Annotated in this window: 21 protein-coding genes and 1 tRNA gene; 7 read left to right on the forward strand and 15 right to left on the reverse strand. The window is 76.0% G+C overall.

What is annotated here, in order from left to right; translation table 11 throughout:
* Positions 1–41 precede the first annotated feature (41 nt).
* Complete coding sequence (locus tag BKA21_RS03455) at positions 42–722, forward strand: TetR/AcrR family transcriptional regulator (protein WP_140458626.1); 681 nt, start codon at positions 42–44, stop codon at positions 720–722.
* 9 nt (positions 723–731) lie between these two features.
* Here BKA21_RS03455 and BKA21_RS03460 read toward each other — a convergent pair whose 3' ends face one another.
* Positions 732–1340 (reverse strand): TetR/AcrR family transcriptional regulator, encoded by a 609-nt coding sequence (locus BKA21_RS03460; RefSeq protein ID WP_140458625.1) that lies wholly within the window; start codon positions 1338–1340, stop codon positions 732–734.
* A 66-nt stretch (positions 1341–1406) separates the two neighbouring features.
* On the opposite strand from BKA21_RS03460, the gene BKA21_RS03465 reads away from it, so the two are divergent.
* Positions 1407–2645 carry an alpha-amylase family protein gene (locus BKA21_RS03465; RefSeq protein WP_140458624.1) on the forward strand — a complete coding sequence of 413 codons (1239 nt, stop codon included), beginning with the start codon at positions 1407–1409 and terminating at the stop codon, positions 2643–2645.
* Positions 2646–2708: 63 nt separating this feature from the next.
* Here BKA21_RS03465 and BKA21_RS03470 read toward each other — a convergent pair.
* The 12 genes from BKA21_RS03470 to BKA21_RS03515 all read right to left on the reverse strand — a co-directional run bounded on the left by BKA21_RS03470 (position 2709) and on the right by BKA21_RS03515 (position 14820).
* A tRNA-Ala gene (locus tag BKA21_RS03470) sits at positions 2709–2781 on the reverse strand.
* Between the two features lie 71 nt (positions 2782–2852).
* Positions 2853–3548 carry a histidine phosphatase family protein gene (locus BKA21_RS03475; protein ID WP_140458623.1) on the reverse strand — a complete coding sequence of 232 codons (696 nt, stop codon included), beginning with the start codon at positions 3546–3548 and terminating at the stop codon, positions 2853–2855.
* On the reverse strand, positions 3545–3928 hold the full coding sequence (gene rsfS, locus BKA21_RS03480; RefSeq protein WP_140458622.1) for a ribosome silencing factor: 384 nt from the start codon (positions 3926–3928) through the stop codon (positions 3545–3547). Before rsfS ends, BKA21_RS03475 begins: the two co-directional genes overlap by 4 nt.
* A 148-nt stretch (positions 3929–4076) precedes the next feature.
* Positions 4077–4208: a hypothetical protein gene (locus BKA21_RS19245; RefSeq protein WP_257023411.1), complete on the reverse strand. Its 132-nt coding sequence runs from the start codon at positions 4206–4208 to the stop codon at positions 4077–4079.
* A gap of 1006 nt (positions 4209–5214) precedes the next feature.
* Entirely contained in the window at positions 5215–5832 is a 618-nt protein-coding gene (nadD, locus tag BKA21_RS03485; RefSeq protein ID WP_275406420.1) for a nicotinate-nucleotide adenylyltransferase, read from the reverse strand.
* Positions 5833–5834: 2 nt separating this feature from the next.
* Positions 5835–5987, reverse strand: a complete 153-nt coding sequence (locus tag BKA21_RS19040; RefSeq protein WP_174243497.1) for a hypothetical protein — start codon at positions 5985–5987, stop codon at positions 5835–5837.
* A gap of 147 nt (positions 5988–6134) precedes the next feature.
* Complete coding sequence (locus tag BKA21_RS03490; protein WP_140458619.1) at positions 6135–7472, reverse strand: glutamate-5-semialdehyde dehydrogenase; 1338 nt, start codon at positions 7470–7472, stop codon at positions 6135–6137.
* A complete protein-coding gene (proB, locus tag BKA21_RS03495; protein WP_140459160.1) occupies positions 7469–8656 on the reverse strand; it encodes a glutamate 5-kinase in 1188 nt (395 codons plus the stop codon). The genes BKA21_RS03490 and proB overlap by 4 nt, the downstream gene beginning before the upstream one ends.
* A 93-nt stretch (positions 8657–8749) precedes the next feature.
* Entirely contained in the window at positions 8750–10264 is a 1515-nt protein-coding gene (gene obgE / locus BKA21_RS03500) for a GTPase ObgE (protein WP_140458618.1), read from the reverse strand.
* A 170-nt stretch (positions 10265–10434) separates the two neighbouring features.
* Complete coding sequence (gene rpmA / locus BKA21_RS03505) at positions 10435–10689, reverse strand: 50S ribosomal protein L27 (protein WP_140458617.1); 255 nt, start codon at positions 10687–10689, stop codon at positions 10435–10437.
* 60 nt (positions 10690–10749) lie between these two features.
* A complete protein-coding gene (gene rplU, locus BKA21_RS03510; RefSeq protein ID WP_203793542.1) occupies positions 10750–11058 on the reverse strand; it encodes a 50S ribosomal protein L21 in 309 nt (102 codons plus the stop codon).
* 279 nt (positions 11059–11337) lie between these two features.
* Entirely contained in the window at positions 11338–14820 is a 3483-nt protein-coding gene (locus tag BKA21_RS03515) for an Rne/Rng family ribonuclease (RefSeq protein ID WP_240705028.1), read from the reverse strand.
* A gap of 520 nt (positions 14821–15340) precedes the next feature.
* Between BKA21_RS03515 and BKA21_RS03520 the strand changes: the two genes are divergently transcribed.
* The 5 genes from BKA21_RS03520 to BKA21_RS03540 are packed head-to-tail and all read left to right on the forward strand — an operon-like array spanning position 15341 to position 23178.
* Positions 15341–16864, forward strand: coding sequence for a cytochrome ubiquinol oxidase subunit I (locus BKA21_RS03520; RefSeq protein ID WP_140458615.1), 1524 nt, complete (start codon positions 15341–15343; stop codon positions 16862–16864).
* Between the two features lie 16 nt (positions 16865–16880).
* Positions 16881–17930 carry a cytochrome d ubiquinol oxidase subunit II gene (cydB, locus tag BKA21_RS03525; protein ID WP_140458614.1) on the forward strand — a complete coding sequence of 350 codons (1050 nt, stop codon included), beginning with the start codon at positions 16881–16883 and terminating at the stop codon, positions 17928–17930.
* Between the two features lie 18 nt (positions 17931–17948).
* Positions 17949–19631: a thiol reductant ABC exporter subunit CydD gene (cydD, locus tag BKA21_RS03530; RefSeq protein ID WP_140458613.1), complete on the forward strand. Its 1683-nt coding sequence runs from the start codon at positions 17949–17951 to the stop codon at positions 19629–19631.
* Positions 19628–21421 (forward strand): thiol reductant ABC exporter subunit CydC, encoded by a 1794-nt coding sequence (gene cydC, locus BKA21_RS03535; RefSeq protein ID WP_140458612.1) that lies wholly within the window; start codon positions 19628–19630, stop codon positions 21419–21421. Before cydD ends, cydC begins: the two co-directional genes overlap by 4 nt.
* On the forward strand, positions 21418–23178 hold the full coding sequence (locus BKA21_RS03540) for a sensor histidine kinase (protein WP_140458611.1): 1761 nt from the start codon (positions 21418–21420) through the stop codon (positions 23176–23178). Before cydC ends, BKA21_RS03540 begins: the two co-directional genes overlap by 4 nt.
* 22 nt (positions 23179–23200) lie before the next feature.
* Here the strand turns inward: BKA21_RS03540 and BKA21_RS03545 are convergent, their stop codons facing one another.
* Positions 23201–23827: a response regulator gene (locus tag BKA21_RS03545; protein ID WP_140459158.1), complete on the reverse strand. Its 627-nt coding sequence runs from the start codon at positions 23825–23827 to the stop codon at positions 23201–23203.
* 137 nt (positions 23828–23964) lie between these two features.
* Positions 23965–24900 (reverse strand): bifunctional DNA-formamidopyrimidine glycosylase/DNA-(apurinic or apyrimidinic site) lyase, encoded by a 936-nt coding sequence (gene mutM / locus BKA21_RS03550; protein WP_140458610.1) that lies wholly within the window; start codon positions 24898–24900, stop codon positions 23965–23967.
* Between the last annotated feature and the right edge of the window lie 12 nt (positions 24901–24912).

The following is a 24912-nucleotide window of genomic DNA, read 5'->3' on the forward strand; positions in this document are numbered from 1 at the left end:
GCACGCCCTAGACTGGGCGCGCCAGACCCCCGGGAGGACGCATGCCGGCACGACGCGCACCGCTGACCCGCGAGCGCGCGGTCCAGGCCGCCACAGCCCTGGCGGACGAGCACGGCCTCGCCGCGCTGACCATGCGCGCGCTGGCCGAGCGGCTCGGCGTGCGCCCCATGGCCGTCTACCACCACGTGCCGCACAAGGACGCCCTGCTCGGCCTGCTGGTCGAGGAGGTCCTCGGCCAGGTCGCGCCGCCGCCGCCGGGAGCACCGTGGCGCGAGGCGCTCGGGACCCGATGCCGGTCCGCCCGTGAGGTCCTGCGCGCCCACCCGTGGGCGCTGGTGCTGCTCGAGAGCCGACGGACGCCGGGGCCGACCTCGCTGGAGCACCACGACGCGGTGCTCGGCACGCTTCTCGGCGCGGGCTTCGACGTCCCGGCCGCCGGGCACGCGTACGCGCTGCTCGACGCGTTCGTCTACGGCTTCGTGCTGCAGGAGTCGACGCTGCCGTTCGACGACGCGCACGCCCCCGAGGTCGCGGACGAGATCGTGGCCGCCGTGCCCGAGGGCGCGTACCCGCACCTCGTGCGGTTCGCCCGCGAGCGCGTGCGCGAGGGGTACGCGTTCGGCGACGAGTTCGAGGTGGGGCTGCGCCTCGTGCTCGACGCGGTCGCCTCGCTGCACCCGGGGGCGACCGACCGCGCGGGGCGCCGCACCGTCGACGCCTGAGCGCGGGGCTCAGCCCCAGTCGCCCAGCGCCCCCTCGAGCGCGCCGAGGCACGCCTCGACGACGGGCCACCGGTCGTCGGGCGGGCACCCCTGCCCGGCCCACCGTTCGCACGCGGCGTCGACGAACGCCAGCCAGCCCGCGACGGCGTACGCGTGCCGGGCGTCGGCGCGGGGCACGAGCAGGGCCCCGACGCGCGCCACCCGCTCGGCGTGGGCGCGGGCGCGCACGACCCCGGCGGCCACCGGCTCGGCGGCGGGGTGCCGGACGTGCCGCAGCCACGCGTCGGGGTCGACCGCGGCGCGGTCGAGCCGGGTCAGCACGACGGCCCGGACGCGGTCGCGCACGGGCACCCCCGGGTGCAGGGCCGACAGGGCCCGCGCCTCGGCGGCGACGAGCGCGTCGACCTCGCGCGCGAGCACCGCGGCGTACAGCTCGTCCTTGCCGGCGAAGTACCGGTAGACCAGCGCCTCGGACGCGTCGGCGGCGGCGGCGACGGCACCCATCGTGGCCGCGGCATAGCCCTGACCGGCGAAGACGTCCGCCGCCGCGGCCAGCAGGGCCTCGCGCCGCTCCTGCGGGTCCAGGCGGCGGCGCGGGCGGGCGTCGCGTCGTGTCACTGGCACACCCTACGGCCGCGGGGTACGGTGGCACTGTTAGTGAGATCAACTCAGTAGGAGGTACCCGTGGGCTGGGTCGAGCACGCCGTCCTGTGGCACGTCTACCCGCTCGGCTTCTGCGGGGCCCCCGTGCACGAGCCCGACCCCTCCCCCGGCCCGCGCCTGCGCCGCCTGCTCGGGTGGCTCGACCACGCCGTCGCGCTGGGCGCGTCCGGCCTCCTGCTCGGACCGGTCTTCCGCTCCTCGACCCACGGGTACGACACCCTCGACCACCGCGCCGTGGACCCGCGCCTCGGCGGCGACAGCGACCTCGACGACCTGATCGCCGCGTGCCACGCGCGCGGCCTGCGCGTCGTCCTCGACGGCGTCTTCAGCCACGTCGGCCGCGACCACCCCGCCGTCGCCGCGGCCCTGCGCGGCGAGCCCGAGGGCGACGTCGTCGACGTCGACCGCGACGCACCCGGCGGCCCGCGCCCGCGGGTGTTCGAGGGGCACGACCAGCTCGTACGCCTCGACCACGCGCACCCGGCGACCGTGGACCTCGTCGTCGACGTCATGACCTGGTGGCTCGACCGCGGCGCCGACGGCTGGCGCCTCGACGCGGCCTACTCGGTCGACCCCGCGTTCTGGGCGCAGGTCCTCCCCCGCGTGCGCGCCGCGCACCCCGACGCCTGGGTCCTCGGCGAGGTCATCCACGGCGACTACCCGGCGTTCGTGCAGGCCAGCGGTGTCGACACGGTCACGCAGTACGAGCTGTGGAAGGCCGTCTGGTCCAGCCTCGTCGACCGCAACCTGCACGAGCTGGCCTGGACGCTGGGCCGGCACGATGCGCTCCTGGACCACTTCGTCCCGCAGACGTTCGTCGGCAACCACGACGTGACGCGCATCGCCAGCCGCGTCGGCCAGGACGGCGCCGTCGTCGCAGCGGCCGTGCTGATGACCCTCGCGGGCGTCCCGTCCGTCTACGCCGGCGACGAGCACGGCTTCACCGGCGTCAAGGAGGACCGCGTCGGCGGCGACGACGCCGTCCGCCCGGCGTTCCCCGACGACCCCGCCGACCTCGCCCCCTGGGGCACCCACGTGCTGCGCGCCCACCAGCAGCTGATCGGGCTGCGCCGCCGCCACCCGTGGCTCGTCGACGCCCGGACGCAGGTGGTCGCCGTCGAGAACGCCCGCTGCACGTACCGCTCGACCGCCCGGGACGGGTCCGACCACCTCGACGTGGACCTCGACCTGACCGGCACCCCCACGGCCCGCGTCCGCGCCGCCGACGGCTCGACCCTGTGGTCGTCGGCGACCGGCTGACCGGCCCCGGCCCGTGCACGACGAAGGCCCGCACACCGTGGTGTGCGGGCCTTCGTCGACGGGTGGAGCTGAGGGGACTCGAACCCCTGACCCCCTGCATGCCATGCAGGTGCGCTACCAGCTGCGCCACAGCCCCGTGACCCGTTGCCGGGCCTCGTGCGCCCCGTGGGGCGCCTGGATACTTTAGGACGAAGGAGCCCCGAAACGCTAATCGGGGTCCCGGGTGCTGTCGTCGGCCGTCTCCGGGGCCGGCGGCACGTCCGGTCCGGCGTCCCAGTCCGACGACGCGTCCGTCGGCCCGAGGTTGAACCCGAGCAGCCGCCAGCGCGGCGTCGAGGACGGCCCGTGCGCCAGCTCGGCCCAGTGGGCGTTGCGCAGCCCGGACACCCCGCGCCAGCCCGGCGGCTGGTCGAGCAGGTCGGCGACGACCGAGCCGATGGCCGCACCGTGGGACACCACGACCAGCGTGCGACCGTCCACGACGTCGGAGGCGTGCTCACGCACGGCACCGCCCACACGGGCCGCCACCTGGGCACGGGACTCGGCACCGACGCCCTGCGGGTCGGACCCCGCCCGCCAGCGCGCGTACTCCTGCGGCCACCGCGCCTCGATCTCGTGCCCCGCCATGCCCTCCCACTCGCCGAACCCGCGCTCGCGCAGCCGCGGGTCCAGCTCGACGGGCAGGTCCAGCAGCGTGCCGAGCGCGCGCGCCGTGTCGGCCGCGCGCGAGAGGTCCGACGCCACGACCCGCGCCGGGGCGTACCGGCGGCGGATCGTCGCCGCTGCCGTGCGCGCCTGCCAGCGGCCGACCTCGTCGAGGGGGATGTCGACCTGCCCCTGCAGCCGCGCGCCGGCGTTGTACGCCGTGCGCCCGTGCCGCCAGAGCAGCAGCGCGCCGCTCACGCGTCCTGCTGCTCGCCGCGCGCCTCCGGCGGGAGCTCGACCACGGGGCAGTCCTTCCAGAGCCGCTCCAGGGCGTAGTAGACGCGGTCCTCGGCGTGCTGCACGTGCACGACGATCTCGCCGAAGTCGATGAGCACCCACCGGCCCTGCGCCTTGCCCTCGCGGCGCACCGGCTTGGCGCCCAGCGCGTGCAGGCGCTCCTCGACGGCGTCGACGATGCCGCCGACCTGCCGCTCGTTGGTGCCGGAGGCGATGAGGAAGACGTCGGTGAGCACCAGCTGCTCGCTCACGTCGAGCGCGATGATCTCCTGCGCCTTGAGGTCGGACGCGGCATGCGCAGCAGCAACGGCCAGCTCCAGCGCGCGGTCGCTCGCGGTCACAGGTCCTCCAGGGGTGAGGGGCACCCCGCCCGGTCGGGCGGCGCGTCGGGGCGTGCACCGTCCCGTGCGGTGCACGGGACGGACGGTCGGGGTCGGCCATGACGGCACCTGGCCGCGCGAGGGGCGCGGCCAGGTGCCGTCGGCCGGGTCATCTCAGGGCGGGGCCCGCGAGCGGCGCCCAGGGCGCGAGCGCCTGCGCCGCGGCCGCGGCGTCGTCCTGCCGGTTGATCAGCAGCAGCATGATGAGGAAGCCGAGGACGAAGGCGACCAGGGCCAGCACGAGCAGGTGCAGCCACGTGTACGGGTGGCGGCGCGGCTCGTCGTCCTCGTCGTCGTCCTCCTCCGGGGACCATCCGCGCGAGGCGGCCGCGGGCTGCTCGCCGACCCCTGCGCCGGGCCACGCACCCTCGGGGGCGCCCGGTCCGTCGACGGTGGCACGGCCTGGTGCGGTCGAGCGTCCCGTCGACCGTCCGGGTGCGGCCGCGGGCGCCGCCGCAGGTGCCGACGACGCCCAGACGGGCCGCGGCGTGTCCTCGGGCGCGGGTGCCGGCTGGCCCGGCGTCCAGCCGGAGGGTCCTCCGGGACCGGGACCGGGGGTGGAGGTCCGGGGCGGCGCCCCGGACGGGGCACCGGCCGGAGCCGACGTCGGCGCGCCCCAGGCCGAGGTCCGCGGCGCACCGGCGGCGGGGGCCGACGAGGTCCAGCCCGGCCCTGACGGCGACGCAGGCTCGGCGGGTCCCCGCCCGCCCCACGACCGGCCGTCGCTCGGCGCGCCGGGGCCGGACGGCGCGCCGGGGCCACCCGGCGCACCGGGGCCGGACGGTGCGGGCCGACGTGCGGGCGCAGGCGCGCCACCGGACCAGCCGGACGGGCCGCCGGGCGACGCCTGCGGGCCCGGAGCGCCGGTCGGCGACGGGCCGGCGAAGCGCCCGCCCGGGGCGCCGGGCCCCTGAGGTGCGGGCTGCTCCCAGGGCGCGCGCCCACCGGGCCCCGCGGGCCTGCCGGCCGGAGGGCCGGGCGCGGGCATCGGACGGGCCGCCGGCGGTGTGGCGGGACGCGGCGCGGACGCCGGGTCGAGGTTCGCGTCACGGTACGACCGGCGCGAGCGCGACCCGTCGGGGTCGGCGGCTCCCGGCCCCGCGGACCACGACGGCGTGCCGGACGGCGCCGGGGCCGCACGGCCTGCCCGGCGCGCGGCGTCCGCGTCGTCGCGCGGCGGCACGGGACCGCCCGGACCTTGCTGGGCCGACCGCTCCATCTCACGACGGCGGCGGCGCTCTCCCGGTTCACTCATGGCGACCTCGATACAACCTGTGCTTGGCGATGTACTGGACCACCCCGTCCGGGACGAGGTACCAGACCGGCTTCCCCGCGCGGGCACGCGCACGGACGTCGGTCGAGGAGATCGCCAGGGCGGGGACCTCCAGGACGTCGATCCGCCCGGCGGGCAGACCGGCGACGGACAGCGCGTGCCCGGGGCGGCTGACCGCCACGAACCGCGCCATCTCGAAGAGCTCGGCAGCATCCTTCCACGTCAGCATCTGCGCGACGGCGTCGGCCCCGGTGATGAAGTACAGGTCGGCCTCGGGACGCTGCGCGCGCAGGTCCCTCAACGTGTCGACCGTGTACGTCAGACCGACCCGGTCGACGTCGACCCGGCTGACGGTGAACCGCGGGTTCGACGCCGTGGCGATCACCGTCATGAGGTAGCGGTGCTCGGCGACCGTGACGTCGCGGTCCTGCTTGAACGACGGCTGGCCCGTGGGTACGAAGACGACCTCGTCGAGGTCGAACTGCGCGGCGGCCTCGCTCGCCGCGACCAGGTGGCCGTGGTGGACGGGGTCGAACGTGCCGCCCATCACCCCCAGCCGGGTGCGGGCTCGGCCCTGCGCTGCGTCCTGCACGGTCAGTGGCGCGACCCGACGGAGCGGAAGGCGTAGGTGATGAGCAGCAGCGCGAGCAGACCCACGAAGCCCCCGACGCCGAACACCTCCGGCGCGAACGGCAGCTCGTTCCCGTGCGCGGCCTCCTCGGCCGCGGCGATCAGTGCAGCGTGCACGGTCGATCCTCCTCGTGGTGGTTGCTGTCGTCCTGCACCGGCGTCGGCGGCGCAGCGCCCCAGTGTCGCACGACCCGGACGCCGGTCCGGGGCGTGCGGGCGGTCGCGTGCGACGTCACACGTGCGTGTCGGTCCAGGTGCTGCGCGTCACGGGCGGACGTGACCCTCGCCGTGCACGACCCACTTCGTCGTCGTGAGCTCGGCCAGCCCCATGGGCCCGCGGGCGTGCAGCTTCTGCGTCGAGATCCCGATCTCCGCGCCCAGGCCGAGCTGCCCCCCGTCGGTGAAACGGGTCGAGGCGTTGACCATCACCGCGGCGGAGTCGACCTCGGCCACGAACCGCTCGCTCGCCGCGAGGTCGTTGGTGAGGATCGCCTCGGTGTGCCCCGAGCTCCACCGCCGGATGTGCTCGAGCGCCTCGTCCAGGTCCGGCACGACCCGGACCGCGAGGTCGAGGGACAGGTACTCCGTGGCCCAGTCCTCGTCGGTCGCGGGCACGACCGCGACCTCCTCGGGCGCCAGCCGCCGCGTGCGCTCGTCCGCGTGGATCGTGACGCCCGCGTCGGCGAGCGCCGCGAGCAGGGACGGCAGCAGCTCGTCGGCGACGTCGTCGTGCACGAGGAGCGTCTCGACGGCGTTGCACACGCCGACGCGCTGCGTCTTGGCGTTGAGCACGATCGGCAGGACCTGCCCCAGGTCGGCGGCCGCGTCGACGTACACGTGCACGTTGCCGACGCCGGTCTCGATCACCGGCACGGTCGACTCGCGCACGACCGTCGCGATGAGGTCGGCCCCGCCGCGCGGGACGAGCACGTCGACCAGGCCCCGCGCGTGCATGAGCGCGACCGCGCCCTCGCGGCCCCACGCGTCGATGGACTGGACCAGGTCGCCAGGCAGCCCCTGGCCCCGCAGCGCGTCGGCCAGGACGGCGACGACCGCCGCGTTGCTCGCCGCCGCGGCGGACCCGCCGCGCAGGACCACGGCGTTGCCGCTCTTGAGCGCCAGGCCCGCCGCGTCGACGGTGACGTTCGGGCGCGCCTCGTAGATCATGCCGACGACACCCATGGGCACCCGCAGCTGCCGCAGGCGCAGGCCGTTGGGCAGCGTCGAGCCGCGCACGACCTCCCCCACGGGGTCGGGCAGCCCGGCGAGCTCGCGCAGCGCGTCGGCGATGGCGGCCACGCGCGCGGCGTCGAGCGTGAGGCGGTCGAGCAGGCCGGGCGTCATGCCCTGCGCCCGTCCCCGCTCCAGGTCGGCGGCGTTGGCCGCGACGAGGTCGGCGGTGGCGGCGACGAGCGCGTCGGCCATCGCGTGCAGGGCCGCGTCCTTCGTGGCGCGCGTGGCGGTCGCCAGGCGCCGGGAGGCCACCTTCGCCCGCGTCGCGACGTCCCGGACCTGGGTGACGGCGTCGGCGTCCGGCGACCGCGGGGCCGGCGCCGCGCCGGTGGCGGTGGTCGGGGCGCCCGGGTCCACGGTGAGGCTCATGGGCCCAGGGTAGTCCGGTCGTCGCGGGGCACCCGGTGCCGTCCGCGCCGCACGAGCACGAGGTCGTCGCGGTGCACGAGCTCCCGGTCCCAGCCGGGGCCGAGGGCGCCGCGCAGCTCGCCGGTGGACCGGCCGAGCAGCTGCGGGACCTCGTCCGACCCGTACGCCACGAGCCCGCGCGCCACGACCACGCCGAGCGGGTCGACCAGGTCCACCGCGTCACCGGCCTCGAACACGCCCTCGACGTGCGTGACGCCCGCGGGCAGCAGCGACGTGCGCCGCTCGACGACCGCACGCACCGCACCGTCGTCGAGCACGAGGCGTCCCCGCGTACGGGCCGCGTGGGCGAGCCACAGCAGCCGGATCGACGCCCGGCGCCCCGTGGCCGCGAACCACGTCCCGACGTCCTCGCCCGCGAACGCCTCGGCGGCGCGCGCCGCCGAGGTCAGCACGACGGGCACACCCGACTGCGTCGCGATCGACACCGAGTCGAGCTTGGTGACCATGCCGCCGGTGCCCACCGCGCTGCCCCGGGCCGTCACGTCGAGGCCCGCGAGGTCCTCGGGACCCTGCACGTGGGCGACGCGTCGCGACCCCGGCCGCGACGGCGGGCCCGTGTAGAGCGCGTCGACGTCGGTCAGCAGCGCGAGCGCGTCGGCGTGCACGAGGTGCGAGACGAGCGCCGCGAGCCGGTCGTTGTCGCCGAACCGGATCTCGTCCGTAGCCACGGCGTCGTTCTCGTTGATGATCGGCACGACGCCGAGGTCCAGCAGCCGCGTCAGCGCGCGGTGCGCGTTGCGGTACCGCCCGCGCCGCCAGGTGTCCTCCGCGGTGAGCAGCACCTGCGCGACCCCGAGCCCGTGGCCGGCGAACGCCCGCGTGTAGTGGGCCACGAGCAGGCCCTGCCCGACCGACGCGGCCGCCTGCTGCGTCGCGAGGTCGCGCGGCCGGGCCGCCAGACCCAGGGGTCCGATGCCGGCGGCGATCGCGCCCGACGAGACCAGCACCACCTGCGTGCCCGCCGCCCGCCGTGCGGCCAGGAGCGCGACGACGGCGTCGAGGCGCCCGGGGTCGAGGTGCCCGTCGGGGGTCGTCAGCGAGGACGAGCCGACCTTGACGACGAGACGACCGGCGGACGCGAGCTGGTCCCGACCGGTCAGCGCTGCAGCACTCACGCGGGCCATGATGCCGCGCCGGGGCCGGGCGCCGCCCCGACGGCCACGGGCCGGACGTCCGTGCACCACCCCGGCCGGTGCACGACCGGGGTGGGGAGGGGCTCAGCCCTCGTCGGTCCAGACGCCGGCCTCGCGCTCGGTCCACAGCTCGGCACGGGCCGCCGACTTCGCGTCCATGCGCTCCTTGTACTCCTGGCGCTTCTCCCCGCGCGTGGGACGGCTGCGGTCCTCCAGGCGCAGGTCGGTGCCACGGGGCCCGCCCAGCAGCTCGCTGCCGGTGAGCAGCGTCGGCTCCCAGTCGAAGACCACCGAGTTCTCGTCAGGACCGATGCGGACCTCGTCGCCCGCGACGGCGCCGGCGGCGAACAGCTGGTCCTCGACGCCCAGGCGGGCGAGCCGGTCGGCCAGGTAGCCGACGGCCTCGTCGTTGGTGAACTCCGTCTGGCGGACCCACCGCTCGGGCTTCTCGCCGCGCACCGAGAACCACACGGCGCCGCCCTGCTCGCGCCGCGTGACCGTGAACCCGCTCTCGTCGACCGCGCGGGGGCGCAGCACGACGCGGGTCGGCTCCGGTGCCGGCGCGGCGCGGCGCGCGGCCTCGACCTGCTCGGCCAGCGCGAAGGTCAGGGCGCGCAGGCCCACGTGGCTCGCGGTCGAGACCTCGTGCACCGGCAGCCCGCGGGCCTCGAGCTCGGGCCGCACGAGCTCGGCGAGCTCGAGCGCCTCGGGCACGTCGACCTTGTTGAGCACCACGACGCGCGGACGCTGCGCGAGCGGGACGCCGCCCGCCGCGACCTCGAGGTCCTCCGCGTAGGCGGCCAGCTCGGCCTCGATGACGTCCAGGTCGCTCACCGGGTCGCGGCCGGGCTCCAGCGTCGCGCAGTCCAGCACGTGCACCACGACCGCGCACCGCTCGATGTGCCGGAGGAACTCCAGGCCCAGCCCCTTGCCCTGCGACGCACCCGGGATCAGCCCCGGCACGTCGGCGACGGTGTAGCGGGCGTCGCCGGCCTGCACCACGCCCAGGTTGGGGACCAGGGTCGTGAACGGGTAGTCCGCGATCTTGGGGCGGGCGGCCGACACCGCGGCGACGAGGCTGGACTTGCCCGCCGACGGGAAGCCGACGAGCGCGACGTCCGCGATCGTCTTGAGCTCGAGCACCACGTCCGCCTCGTCGCCGGGCTCGCCGAGGAGCGCGAAGCCGGGCGCCTTGCGCCGGGCCGAGGCCAGCGCGGCGTTGCCGAGACCGCCACGGCCGCCGGCGGCCACGACGTAGCGCGCCCCGAGGCCGACGAGGTCGGCGAGGACCTCGCCCTGCGGCGACTTCACGACCGTCCCGTCCGGCACGCCGAGCACGAGGTCCGTGCCCGTGGAGCCGTTGCGGTGGTCGCCCATGCCCTGCGTGCCGTTGGGCGCGTGCCGGTGCGGCAGGTGGTGGAACGGCAGCAGCGTGGTGACCTGCGGGTCGACCTCGAGCACGACGGAACCGCCGTTCCCGCCGTTCCCGCCGTCCGGCCCTGCGAGGGGCTTGAACTTCTCGCGGTGGATGGAGGCGCACCCGTGCCCACCGTCACCGCCGGTCGCGTGCAGCACGACACGGTCGACGAACGTCGCCACGGCGGACCTCCCGTCCTGTAGCCGGGACCGTCACGGTTCCCGGGTGTGCGTCGGCGCAGGGCCGTGCACGTGTGCCCGATCAGCGGTGGCGGACCGGGCTGCGGTCGAACGACGAAGGGGCGCACCGCACCGGTGCGCCCCTTCGTGCAGCGTTCAGGTGCCGCGAGACCTCAGAGGCTCGCGACGATGTCGACGACCTTGCGGCCGCGACGGGTGCCGAAGGCCACGGCCCCGGCGGTCAGCGCGAAGAGCGTGTCGTCGCCGCCACGGCCGACGTTCGCGCCGGGGTGGAAGTGCGTGCCGCGCTGGCGGACGATGATCTCGCCGGCCTTGACGACCTGACCGCCGAAGCGCTTGACGCCGAGGCGCTGCGCGTTGGAGTCGCGACCGTTGCGCGAGGAGCTCGCGCCCTTCTTGTGTGCCATGACTGCCCTGCTCTCTGCGTGCTCAGACGATGGTTCGAGGGCCGCGGTGCGGCCGTCGGGTCACTTGATGCCGGTGACCTTCAGGCGGGTCAGCCGCTGACGGTGACCCTGGCGCTTGCGGTAGCCGGTCTTGTTCTTGTACTTGAGGATGTCGATCTTCGGGCCCTTCTCGTCCCGGACGACCTCCGCGGTGACGGTGATCGCGGCGAGCGCCGCAGCGTCCGTCGTCACCTTGTCGCCGTCGACGAGGAGCAGCGCGGGCAGCTCGACCGTCGCACCGGCCTGCGCGGCGAGGCGGTCGACGACGACGACGTCGCCCACCGCGACCTTCTCCTGGCGGCCGCCAGCCTTCACGATCGCGTACACCACGTTGCTGCTCATCTCTGCTCGTCGGACCCTGCTGGTCTGCCGGACCCTGCCCGGGCCCTGCTGGTCTTCCACTTGCTCACCGTCGGCCGGTGCCCGCGCGCCACCCGACCCGTGAGGATGGGGGTTCGCGTCGGCGTCCGGAGCGGCTGCGCGGCGGCGGTGCGGACCGTGCTGAACCAGCAGGCCCGACCAGCACGCACGCGACGCACCGACGTTCTAGCGTACGGACCCGCTCGGCCGGGGTCAAACCCGTCCGGTGCGCGGCGTCCGCCCGCGCGCTCAGGGCACCGTGCCCGCCTCGGGCTCGTCGGGCACCTGCTCGTCCGAGGCCTGCCCGTCGGCCGCCGGCGCGCCGGGCGCCTCCTCGGCCGGCGGCGCGGCGTGCTCCTGCTCGTCGTCCACGGGCTCCGGCGTGACGGCCTCGTCCTCGGCCTCGTCGACCGCGAAGACCTCCGGGGCGACCGCGTGCAGCTCGAGCACGGGGTCGCCCGCCGAGGTCGGCTCCGGGTCGACCGCGAGGCGGCCGGTCGAGGCCAGCTCGGCGAGGACGTCGAGCCGCTCGGCCGGCGCGGGCTCGTCCGTCGCAGCAGCGACGACGTCCTGCGTCGTGGTCGGCGTCTCCTCGGCGGGGCCGTCCGCGGCCTCGTGGCGGTCGTGCTCGTGCTCGTGGGCGTGCGCCGCCGCGGCGGCGATCGTGGCGAGGGTGGCCTTGACCGCCTCCCGGGCCTCGGGGAGCACGGGCACCGTCGGCAGCGCGGCCGCCGGCGCGGCCTGCTCCGCCGTGGCGCGCTTGCGCCGCGAGCGCTTGGACTCGCCCTCGGCGGGGGCCTGGGCGGCTCCCGCGTCGGGGCGCACGTTCTTCTCCACCGGGTCGGTGTGCACGATGAAGCCGCGCCCGTGGCAGTGCTCGCACGTCTCGCTGAAGGCCTCGACCAGCCCCTGGCCCACGCGCTTGCGCGTCATCTGCACCAGGCCGAGCGACGTGACCTCGGCCACCTGGTGCTTGGTGCGGTCGCGGCCGAGGCACTCCACGAGGCGGCGCAGCACGAGGTCACGGTTCGACTCGAGCACCATGTCGATGAAGTCGATGACGATGATCCCGCCGATGTCCCGCAGGCGCAGCTGCCGGACGATCTCCTCGGCGGCCTCGAGGTTGTTGCGCGTGACCGTCTCCTCGAGCGTCCCGCCGGCGCCGGTGAACTTGCCGGTGTTGACGTCGACGACGGTCATCGCCTCGGTGCGGTCGATGACCAGGGAGCCGCCCGACGGCAGCCACACCTTGCGGTCCATGCCCTTGGCGAGCTGCTCGTCGACGCGGTGCACGGTGAACAGGTCCTGCGTCCCGGTCCACTTGGACACCTTGGTCGCGAGGTCCGGGGCCAGGTCGCCGACGTAGGACGCGATCGTGGCGTGCGCGTCGTCGCCCTGGACGACCAGGGTCGAGAAGTCGTCGTTGAAGATGTCCCGGACCACGCGGATGGCCATGTCGGGCTCCCCCTGCAGCAGCGCCGGGGCCGACGCCGTGCGGGACTTCTTCTCGATGGCCTCCCACTGGCCCTGCAGGCGCGCGATGTCGGCGGTGAGCTCCTCCTCGCTCGCCCCCTCGGCCGCGGTCCGCACGATGACGCCCGCCGAGTCCGGGACGACGTCACGCAGGATCTTCTTGAGACGGGAGCGCTCGGTGTCGGGGAGCTTGCGGCTGATGCCGGTCATGCCGCCGCCCGGCACGTACACCAGGTAGCGGCCCGCGAGCGTGACCTGGCTCGTCAGGCGCGCGCCCTTGTGACCGATCGGGTCCTTGGTGACCTGGACGAGCACGGGGTCGCCCGACTTGAGGGCCTGCTCGATGCGCCGCGGCTGGCCCTCGAGCCCGGCCGCGTCCCAGTTGACCTCGCCGGCGTACAGCACCGCGTTGCGGCCCTTGCCGACGTCGACGAACGCAGCCTCCATGCTCGGGAGCACGTTCTGCACGCGCCCCAGGTACACGTTGCCGACCATCGAGGCCTGGGCCTGGTGGGAGACGTAGTGCTCGACGAGCACGCCGTCCTCGAGCACCGCGATCTGCGTGCGCCCGGCCCGCTCGCGCACGACCATGGTGCGCTCGACCGACTCGCGCCGGGCGAGGAACTCGGACTCCGTGATGATCTGACGGCGGCGGCCGGCGTCACGGCCCTCCCGCCGACGCTGCCGCTTGGCCTCCAGGCGCGTCGACCCCCGCAGGGCGGTGACCTCGTCGGAGGCCGGGCGACGGCGGGGCTCGGCCTCGCCGGTCTCCGCACGCGACCCGCGACGCCGACGACGGCGCCGGCGGCTGGAGCCGCCCTGCTCGTCGTCGCCCGCGGCGTCGTCGTCGGACGCCTCGCCGTCCGCGGGCTGCTCGTCCTCGCCCTCGTCCGCGCTCGCGTCGTCCTCGTCGGCGCCCGCGGCGTCGGTGCGACCGCGGCGTCCGCGACCACCGCGGCGCCGACGGCGACGGGGCGTGCTGCCGTCGTCGTCGCCGTCACCCGTGGCGTCGTCCGCGAGGTCGTCGGGGTCGACGTCGTCGACGTCGGCGTCCTGCGCGTCGGTCGCGGAGGGGGCACCTGCCCCGGGCACGTCCTCGACGGTCACGTCGTCCGCGACCTGCTCGTCGCGGCGCGACCGGCTGCGCCCGCCACGGCCACGACGGCGGCCGCGGCCGGCGCTCTCCTGCTCGGCCGGCTGCTCGGCGGGCACGACGGTCTCGTCGACCTGCTCGGGCGCCACCGGCTCCTCGGCGTGGGCCGCCTGCGAGATCTCCTCGGGCGAGCCCGTGGAGGCCTGCGCCCGGCGGCGGCGCGGGCGCGTCGACGCCTCGGGCGACTGGAAGAGCACCGCCGTCGTGGCCAGGCGGGCGCGGGCGGGCGGCTGCTGCTCGCCGGTGACCGGGGCGGCGGCACGGAACTCGGCGAGCACGTCGAGCGAGCGCGCGGGCTCGTCGTCGGCGGCACCGGCCGTCACGTCGGCGACCGCGAGGGCCGCGGGAGCCGCCGCCTCGTCGGCGGGCGCCGCCGGCTCGGCGGTCTTACGGCGGCTGCGGCGGCCGGCACCGGTCCTGCTGCGGGGCGCGTCCGCCGGGGCGTCGGCGTCGGCGGGGACGTCGGCGGCGGGGACGACGGCGGCCGGCTCGACGACCGTCGGCGCGCCACCCGGTGCGTCGGCCTGCTCGGCGCCCGCAGCGCCCACCGCACCGGTGGCACGGCCGGCGCGCCGCCGACGGCGCACCGGCGCGGCGGCCTCGGGCGCCGCGTCGTCGGACGCGACCGCCACCTCGGCGGCGGGGGCGACGTCGGTCGGCCCGGCCACGGCGGCGGCCGCCGGGTCGGCCGCGGGGACGACGGCGACAGGCTCGGGCGTGACGGCGACCGTGACGGCCGGAGCCTCGTCACCGGGAGCGACCACGACCGTGCGGGAGACGCGACGGGACCGGCGCGCACGGGGCGCGGGCGGGGCGGCGACGGGCTCGGCCACGGCGGCCGGCACGTCGTCGACAGCCTCGGGCGTCGCCTCGACGTCCGTGACGGTCTCGGCGGCTGCGTTCGTCGGCAGACCCTCGTCGGTCGTGGCGTCGTCGGTCGTGACGTCGTCGGTGGCGGCGTCCGCCACGGGAGCGGGCGGGGCCTGCGTCACGGGGGCCGGGGTCGTCACGTCGCGCGTCACCCGTCGGCGGCGTCGCGGCGCCGGCGCCGCTCCCCCGTCCGTCGTCGTCGCTGCCGTGCTGTCGGGGGTGGTCTCGTGGGTCACGCGGGGTGCTCCTGTGTACCGGGAGGCCCCGTCCACACGTCGTACGCCCCCGGGCGGTCGGTCGTCGCGCGCTCTGGCGGCGACGGAAGTCGTCGGTCACGGCCACCGCCCCCGGCCGCGGCGCCATCGCCTGCCGGGCCTGCTCGCGACCCGGAGGATCCGGATGACGACGAGGGCGGGGCGGCGGCTGGCTGCACGGGACGTCGGTGCGGCGAGCTCGTTCGGACCTGGCGGTGTGGGCGTCAGGGCCGTGCGTCAGTATCGCACAGGGCCTCTGACACGCCTGCCGACGCGGCCGGGCGGCGCCGGCCGGGTCACGGACCCGCCCGCGTGACGACCGCCACGCGCAGGACGACCCCCGGGAGACGACGTCTCGTCAGCACCCGGGACCTTGGTCCTGGCCTCCCGAGGGCTCTCGTCCTACCGTTCCCAGAACGGCTGCACGACCGTCCGCGACGGGCGCGCCGCCCGCCCCACCCGTCGCGGCAGACCCCCCGCCCGCACCACCACGGAGACCCACGTGGACGCCCTCGACCTGGCCCGCTGGCAGTTCGGCATCACCACCGTCTACCACTTCATCTTCGTGCCGCTGACGATCGGCCTGTCGCCGCTCGTCGCGATCATGCAGACGGCGTGGTACCGCACCGGCAACGAGCGGTGGCTGCGCCTGACCAAGTTCTTCGGCAAGCTCCTGCTGATCAACTTCGCGATCGGCGTCGCCACCGGCATCGTGCAGGAGTTCCAGTTCGGCATGAACTGGTCCGAGTACTCGCGCTTCGTGGGCGACGTGTTCGGCGCACCGCTGGCCATGGAGGCCCTCGCCGCGTTCTTCGTCGAGTCGACGTTCCTGGGGCTGTGGATCTTCGGCTGGGACAAGCTGCCCAAGAGGATCCACCTCGCGTGCATCTGGGCGGTCGCGATCGCCACGAACCTGTCGGCGTTCTTCATCCTCGCGGCGAACTCCTGGATGCAGCACCCGGTCGGCACGATCTTCAACATGGAGACCGGCCGCGCGGAGATGGTCGACATCGGCGCGGTGCTGTCCAACCCCACCGTGCTCGCCGCGTTCCCGCACACGATCTCCGCCGCGTTCCTCACGGCGGGCACCTTCGTCGCCGGGATCGCCGCCTGGTGGATGGTGCGCCTGGTCCGCGCCGGCGACGAGGCCACCGCCCGCGACGTCTACCGCCCGGCGGTGGTGCTCGGCCTGGTGACCATGCTGGTCTCGGGCGCGGGCGTCGCGGTCACGGGCGACTGGCAGGCCAAGCTGATGTTCGAGCAGCAGCCCGCCAAGATGGCCGCCGCCGAAGGGCTGTGCGAGTCCACCGAGGGCGGCGCCGCCTTCTCGATCCTCACGGTGGGCGACCTGAACAACGACTGCGACGGCGTCCGGCACCTCATCGAGATCCCGGGCCTGACCTCGTTCCTGGCGACCGGGACGTTCGACGCGCCGATCCGCGGCGTCGAGGAGCTGCAGGCCGAGTACACCGAGTGGATCACCACCTGGGAGGCCGAGAACGGCGTCGAGCCCACCGTCGACGAGTCGACGCAGTTCTACCCCAACCTCTTCGTGACCTACTGGTCGTTCCGGCTCATGATCGGTCTCGGCGTCGGCTCCGCCGCGCTCGCGCTGGCCGCGCTGTGGCTGCTGCGCCGCAAGGGGTCCGTCACCGGCAAGGTGTGGTTCGGCCGGCTCGGGATCGCTGCGATCGCTACGCCGTTCCTGGCGTCGGCCTTCGGCTGGATCTTCACCGAGATGGGCCGCCAGCCGTGGGTCGTGGCACCCAACCCCGACCCGTCCGGCGTCGACGGCGTCTGGCTGCTCACCGCGCGGGGCGTCAGCGAGGTCGTCAGCCCCGGCATGGTGTGGTTCTCGATGATCGGCTTCACCGCCCTGTACGGCGTGCTCGCGGTCGCCTGGTTCCGCCTCATGAAGCGGTACGCGGTGGAAGGCGTCGCCGACACCGAGAAGGACCCCAGCCCCGACAACCCCGACAACAGGCCGACGGACGGCACCGACCGCCCGCTGTCCTTCGCCTACTGAGGAGACGACGACCGCCATGGAGCTCTCGACCGTCTGGTTCCTCCTCATCGCCGTCCTGTGGACCGGCTACCTCGTCCTCGAGGGGTTCGACTTCGGTGTCGGCATGCTGCTCGCGATCCTCCCCCGGGGCGACAAGGCCCGCCGGGAGAAGGAGCGCCGGCTGATGATCAACACCATCGGCCCCGTCTGGGACGGCAACGAGGTCTGGCTGCTCACCGCGGGCGGCGCGACCTTCGCCGCGTTCCCCGAGTGGTACGCCACGCTGTTCTCCGGCTTCTACCTGCCGCTGTTCCTCATCCTCGTCGCCCTCATCGTGCGCGTCGTGGCGTTCGAGTGGCGCGGCAAGATCAACGACGACCGCTGGCGCGCCTGGGCGGACCGGGCGCTGGTCTTCGGCTCGTTCCTGCCGTCCGTGCTCTGGGGCGTCGCGTTCGCCAACCTGGTGCGGGGCGTCGAGCTCGACGCCGACCACCAGTACGTCGGCGGCTTCTTCGCCCTGCTCTCGCCGTTCGCGCTGCTCGGCGGCCTGGTGACGATGTCGATCTTCCTCACGCACGGCGCCGCGTTCCTCGCGATGAAGACCGACGGCGACATGCGCGAGCGCGCGGCGTCGTTCGCGGCCCGCAGCTCCGTCGTGACGCTCGTCCTCGCCGGCGGCTGGGCCGTGTGGGCGCAGCTGGCCTACTCGCGCAACGTGTGGACCTGGGGTGCGGTGCTCGTCGCCGCCGCGGCTCTCGTGCTGCTCGTCGCCGCCACCCGGACCCGCCGCGAGGGCCTGGCGTTCGGCGCCTCGGCCGTCGCGATCGTCGCCGCCGTCGTGCTCATCTTCGGGGCCATGTTCCCGGCCGTGATGCCCGCGTTCGACCCCGCGAACTCCCTGACGGTCGAGAACGCCTCCTCCACCGACTACACGCTGACCGTCATGACGTGGGTCGCGGTGATCCTCACCCCGATCGTGCTGCTCTACCAGGGCTGGACGTACTGGGTGTTCCGCAAGCGCCTCACGGTCGAGCACATCCCCGACCACATCGGCCTGACGTTCGAGCGCGTCGTCGCCCGCGACTGACGTGGTCTCCTGGTCCGCGTGAAGCCCCTCGACCCCCGGCTCCTGCGCCACGCGCACGCCGCGCGCACCTACCTGGCGCTCACCGTCGCGCTCGGCGTGCTCACCGGCGCCCTCGTGGTCGTCCAGGCCCTCGTCCTCGCCCGCGCGCTCGGCAGCGCCGTCTCCGACGGAGCGACGCTGCCGGCGCTCGGGGGTGCGGTCCTGGTGCTCGGCGGCGTCGTCGCGGCCCGCACGGCCGTCACGTGGGTGCAGGAGCGCTACGCGCACCGGGCCGCGACGCGGGCCGTGGCGCAGCTGCGCGAGCAGGTCGTCGCCCGGGCGGCGGCCGCCGGCCCACGGCTGCTCGGGTCGCACGAGGGCCCGGAGGTCGTCACGCTGGCAACCCGGGGCCTCGACGCCCTCGAGCCGTACTTCGTGCGCTACCTCCCGCAGCTCGTGCTCGCCGCGACGCTCACGCCCGCGACGCTGCTCGTCGTGCTCGGGCTCGACTGGATCTCCTTCGCGATCCTGCTCGGGACGCTCCCGCTCGTCCCGGTGTTCATGTGGCTCGTGGGCGTCATGACCCAGGGGCGGTCCTCCCGGGGACTGGCCACCATGCAGCGGCTCGGCACCCAGGTGCTCGACCTGCTCGCGGGCCTGCCCACGCTGCGCGCGTTCGGCCGCGAGCGCGGCCCCGGCGCCCGCGTGCGGGAGCTGGGCGACGCCCACCGGCGGGCCACGACGGGGACGCTGCGGATCGCGTTCCTGTCCGGCATGGTGCTCGAGCTGCTGACCACGCTGTGCGTCGCGCTGGTGGCCGTCGGCGTCGGCCTGCGCCTGGTGTACGCCGACATCGACCTGGTCACCGGCCTGGCCGTGCTGGTGCTGGCCCCCGAGGTCTTCGCACCGCTGCGCCAGGTCGGCGCGCAGTTCCACGCCTCCACCGACGGGATCGCCGCGGCCGACCGGGCGTTCGCGGTCATCGAGGGCCCGGGCGTCCCGCACGGGAGCACGCCCGCGCCGGACCTGTCGGCCGGGCGCGTGCGCGTGCACGGCGTGGGGGTGCGCAGCCGCGGGGGGATGACGCCCGACGGGCTGGACCTCGAGCTGGCCCCCGGCCGGGTCGTCGCGCTCACGGGGCCGTCGGGCGTCGGCAAGACCACCGCCGTCGAGGTCGTCCTGGGCCTGGTCGAGCCCGACGAGGGCCGGGTGGAGCTCCTCGGCCCGGACGGCCGGGGGGTCGACGTGCGCGAGGTGGAGCCCGGCTCCTACTGGTCGCAGGTCACCTGGCTGCCGCAGCGCCCCGTGCTCGAGCCCGGGACCGTCGCCGAGGTGCTCGGCTCCCCCGCCGGCGCGGACCGGGACCGGGCCGCCGCGCTCACCGGCCTCGACACGGTCGTCGCCGGGCTCCCCGACGGCTGGCGCACCCGGCTCGGCGCGGGCGGCTCCGGCCTGAGCGTCGGGCAGCGCCAGCGGCTCGCCCTCACCCGGGCGCTGCTGCGCCCCACCCCGCTGGTCGTGCTCGACGAGCCGACCGCGCACCTGGACGCCGTCGGCGAACGCGTCGTCCTGCGCACCGTCGACGCGCTGCGGGCCGCCGGCAGCGCCGTGCTGCTCGTCGCCCACCGGCCGTCGCTCGCCGCACGCGCCGACGTGGTGGTGCCCGTCGCCGCGGCGGCAGCCCCCGGCCCGGTCCCCGCCACGACCCCGGGAGCAGCATGAGCACGCCACGTCCGGCACCCCCGCGCGGGACCCTGCGCCGGGCGGTGCGCCTGCTCGACGTCGACCCCCGACGGGTCGCCCTGGCGGTGACCCTCGGCACGCTCGCGCTCGGCTGCGCGGTCGCGCTGGCCGCGTCCGCGGCCTGGCTGATCGCCCGGGCGTCGCAGATGCCGCCCGTGCTGGAGCTGTCCGTCGCGACGGTGTCGGTGCGGGCCTTCGGGATCGGCCGCGGGCTGCTGCGCTACCTGGAGCGGCTCGTGTCCCACGACGTCGCGCTGCGCGGCATGGTCGCCCTGCGCACCACGCTGTACGAGCGCCTGGCCGCCGGTCGCCCCGAGGCGGTCCTCGCCGTCCGGCGCGGCGACCTCCTGCAGCGGGTCGGCGCGGACGTCGACACGGTCGGCGACGTCGTGGTGCGCGGCCTCGTGCCGGCCGCCGTGGCCGCCGTCCTCGGCGTGCTGACGAGCGCGACGATGGCCGTCCTGTGGCCTCCCGCCGGGCTGTCGCTGGCGCTGTGCCTGCTGCTCGCGTCGGTCGTGGCACCGCTGCTCGCGGCCCGGGGCGCCCGCACGGTCGAGGAGCGGGGCAGCGCTGCCCGCGCGGACATGAGCGCGTCCGCGCTCGCCGTCCTCGACGACGCGGGTCCGCTCGCCGTCTCGGGGCGGCTGGGTGCCGAGCTCGACGCGCTGGCGGACGCCGACCGCCGCCTGGCGGACGCGGCCGACGCCGGTGCGCGGCCCGCCGCGGTCGGGGCGGCGCTCGGGCAGCTCGCCGTCGGCCTGGCCGTGCTGGCAGCGCTCGTCACGGGCGTCCCCGCGGTCACGGCCGGCCTGCTCTCCCCCGTCGCGCTGGCCGTGGTCGTGCTCACGCCGCTGGCCGCGTTCGAGGCCGCGTCGGTCCTGCCGGCCGCGGCCGTCCAGGTGCACCGGTCGCGCGCCGCGGCCGCCCGCGTGCTCGCCCTGCTGGACGCGGCGGACGCGGACCCGGGCGCCGCACCGGCCACGACCCGGCCCGTCACGCCGGCCCCGGCGACGACGGCCGGGCCGCTCCTCGTCGCCCGCGGGCTGGACGTGGGCTGGCCGGGACGACCGCCCGCACTGCGGGACGTCGCCGTCGACCTGGCCCCGGGACGCCGGGTCGGGGTGGCCGGTGCGAGCGGCGCCGGGAAGACGAGCCTGCTGCTCACCCTGGCCGGGCTGCTCCCGCCCGTCGCCGGCACGGTCACGCTCGACGGCGTGCCGCTGACCGACGTCGAGCGCGCACGGGTCGTCGGCGCGGTCGTCGCCACGCCCGAGGACGCCCACGTGTTCGGTACCACGGTGCTGGAGAACCTGCGGGTCGCCCGCGGCGACGTCGCCGAGGACGAGGCGGTCGACGCCCTGGGGCGCGCCGGGCTCGGCGGGTGGCTGCGCACGCTGCCCGACGGGCTGGCCACCCTGCTCGGCGCCGACGGCCGCACCGTGTCCGGCGGTGAGCGACGCCGGCTGCTGCTGGCCCGCGCGCTGGTCGCCGACGCGCCCCTGCTGCTCGTCGACGAGCCTGCTGAGCACCTGGACCCTGCGACCGCTGACGCCGTCCTGGACGCCCTCTGGCACGCACCCCCCACGCGCGACGGCACCGCCCGGGGCGTCCTCGTGGTCACGCACCGGCTGGCTCCCCTCGCGGCGGCCGACGAGGTGCTGTGGCTCGAGGACGGACGGGTCGCGGCGCGCGGGACGCACGAGGCCCTGCGGGCCGACGTGCCGGGCTACCGTGAGGCCGTGGAGCAGACGGCCGCGGGGCGGGCATGAGCGGGCGGGCCGGGGCACGGGCCGGGGAGCGCGACGAGCAGCACGCGCCGTTCCAGCGGGGGGTCCTCACGGAGGTCTCGCCGCTGCCGGTGCCGCTGACCGGCGACGCGCTGACCGACCTCCTCAACGCGATCCTCGCCGTCGCGGGCCAGCTCGACCTGCCCGCCGTCCTCGACCGGTTCGTCCAGGTCAGCGCCGAGCTCACCGACGCCGAGTTCGGCGCGATCAACGTGCTCGACGACCAGGGCACGTCGGTGACGTTCGTGTACACCGGTGTCCCGACCGCCGTGGCACGCATGATGAGCCACCCGCCGCACGCCCAGGGCGTCCTCGGGCAGATCCCCCTCGACGGCGCGCTGCGGCTCGACGACCTGACCCAGCACCCCGCGTTCCGGGGCTGGCCGGCGCACCACCCGCCGATGGGCTCGTTCCTCGGCGCGTCCGTCCGGGTCGGCGAGCACGTGTACGGCCAGCTGTACCTGTCGCAGAAGCGCACCGGCACGTTCACCGAGCACGACGAGGACATCGTCGTCGCGCTCGCCGCCGCCGCGGGGGTCGCCGTCGCGAACGCCCAGCTGTACGCCGAGGCCGGACGTCGCGAGCACTGGCTGCGCGCCGGGCAGGACATCACGACGATGCTCCTCGAGGGCATCGACGAGGAGGAGGCGCTCGAGCACATCGCGCGGACGGCCCGGGAGGTCGCCGGCGCGGACACCGCGGCCCTGGCCCTGCCCGGGCTCGGCGGCGAGCTGTACCTCGAGCTCGCGGACGGCTACAAGGCCGACGAGCTCACGGGGCTGGTCATGCCCCGCGGCGGGCGCGCCTGGACCGCGCTGGAGGAGAACCAGGGGCTGCTCACGCCGTCCCTGAGCGCCTCGCGCACCGTCAAGGTCGACCAGATGCGGGCGTTCGGGCCCGCCATGTACGCCCCGCTGCAGTCCTCGGGCCGGGGCGTCGGCGTGCTCGTGCTGCTGCGCCGGATCGGCGCCACACCGTTCGACGAGGGCGACCTGGCCACGGCCGCGTCGTTCGCGTCGCAGGCCGCGCTGGCGTACGTGCTCGCCGAGGCCCGCCACGCCCAGGACGTGGCCGCGCTGCTCGACGAGCGCGAGCGCATCGCCCGGGACCTGCACGACCTGGCGATCCAGCAGCTCTTCGCCACCGGCATGCAGCTGGAGACCGTCCGCCGGCGTGCCGCCCGCGGGGTGGACGCGACCGAGCTGACGAGCATCGTCGAGGACGCGCTCGACAACGTCGACTCCTCGGTGCGCCAGATCCGCCAGATCGTCTACGCGCTGCGCGACCCCGACGCGGCCACCGGTCTCGTGGAGCGCCTGCGCCGCGAGACGTCGCTGGCGCGCACCGGGCTGGGCTTCGCCCCGTCGCTCGTGCTCACCCTGGACGGCGAGACGTTCGAGGGCGGGGACGGCGACACCGAGGACCGCATCGACGAGCGGATGGGCACCGAGCTGACGGACGACGTCGTCGCGGTCGTCCGCGAGGGGCTGGCGAACGCGGCCCGGCACGCGCAGGCGTCGTCGGTGAGCGTGCACGTGCACGTGCGCGGCCGCGGCCACACGGGCTCCGTGCAGGTCGACGTCGAGGACGACGGGGCGGGTCTGCCGGCCGTGCGGGACCGCTCCTCGGGCACCGGGAACCTGGCCTCGCGCGCCCGCCAGCACGGCGGCACGTTCTCGCTCGGGGCGGCCCCGTCCGGACGCGGCACGCTGCTCACCTGGCAGGCGCCGCTCGGCTGAGGCCCGGGGCCGCCGCGGACGGTCAGTGGCCGGGCTCGGCCCGCCAGCCCGAGTGCTTGCGCGAGGCGACCCACGCGGCGACCTGCGTCCGCCGCTGCAGGCCCATCTTCGCCAGCAGCGACGTGATGTGGTTCTTGACGGTCTTCTCCGCGACGCCGAGGCGCTCGGCGATCTCGCGGTTCGACAGGCCCTCGCCGATGAGGTCCAGCACCCGCAGCTCGCTCGGGGTCAGCCCCTCCGTGGGGTCCTCGTGCCCGGCGCGGCGCCGCGTCACCGTGCGCTCGTCCAGGAGGGTGCGACCGGCGGCGACGGCCCGGATGACGTCGGTGATCTCGGCGCCCCGCACGCTCTTGAGCAGGTAGGCGACGGCCCCGGCGTCGAGCGCCGCGGCGAGGGCGTCGTCGTCGTCGAAGGAGGTCAGGACGATGGCGCGCGCGTCCGGCAGCGTCTCGCGCACGGCACGCATGAGGTCGATCCCCGTGCCGTCGGGCAGCTGGAGGTCGACGAGCATCACCTGCGGCCGCACGAGCGTGGCCCGGCGGGTCCCGTCCGCGACGGAACCGGCCTCGGCGACGACGGTCATGCCGTCGGTCCGCTCGACGACCTCGGCGATGCCACGACGCACGACCTCGTGGTCGTCGACGATCATGACGGTGATGGGGCCCGTGGAGCCCGTGGGGGCGGCGGTGGCTGGCACGGTGGCATCGTATCGACCCCGCGCCGCGATCCCGTCCTCGTGCAGGTCGGCGGCGCGCCCCGGACGTCCGTCCCCGGCCCCCGGCGGCGTCACCAGCGCCCGTCCCGCGGGCGGGGCTGGCAGCGCGGGCAGGTGAAGGACGAGCGGTTCATGAACTCGTCGCGGCGCACCGGGGTGCCGCACCGCGGGCAGGGACGGCCGGCCTGCCCGTACACGGCGAGCGACCGGTCGAAGTACCCCGAGGCCCCGTTGACGTTGACGTAGAGGGCGTCGAAGCTCGTGCCGCCCTGCGCGAGGGCCTCGCCCATGACCTCCGCGGCGCCGTCGAGCGCACGCCCCACCTCCGGGCGGCGCAGGGCGTCGGTCGCCCGGGCGTAGTGCAGACGCGCACGCCACAGGCCCTCGTCGGCGTAGATGTTGCCGACGCCGGACACGAGGGTCTGGTCCAGCAGCGCGCGCTTGAGACCGGTCCGCCGGGCCCGGACCGCGTCGACGAGGCGCGCGCGGTCCAGGGCGGGGTCGAGCAGGTCGCGGGCGACGTGCGCCACCGGTGCCGGCACGGCCGGCAGGTCGGCACCGCGGCCGCCGGGGCCGTCGTCGGGCGTCGGCACGAGGTCCGCGACGGCGAGGTACCCGAAGGTCCGCTGGTCGACGAAGTCCAGGGCCGATCCGTCGTCCAGCTCGAGGCGCACGCGCAGGTGCGGGTGGTCGACGCGGGCGGCCGGGGCGCCGGGTCCCGAGGGGACGACCGGCTCCCGGACGAGCAGCTGACCGCTCATGCCCAGGTGCGCCAGCAGCGCGTCGTCGCCGCGCGCGCCGTCGTCGAGGAGCAGCCAGAGGTACTTCCCGCGCCGGACGGCCGCGTCGAGGCGTCGACCCGTCAGACGGGCCGCGAAGTCGACGGGGCCGCCCTCGTGGCGCCGCACGCTGTAGTCGCGGTGGACGCGCACGTCCGACACCACGCGCCCCAGCACGTGGCGCGCCAGACCGTCGCGGACGGTCTCGACCTCGGGGAGCTCGGGCACGGCGGGTCGCGG

The organism is Cellulomonas oligotrophica, from assembly GCF_013409875.1.
In the GTDB taxonomy this organism is placed as follows: Bacteria; Actinomycetota; Actinomycetes; order Actinomycetales; family Cellulomonadaceae; genus Cellulomonas; species Cellulomonas oligotrophica.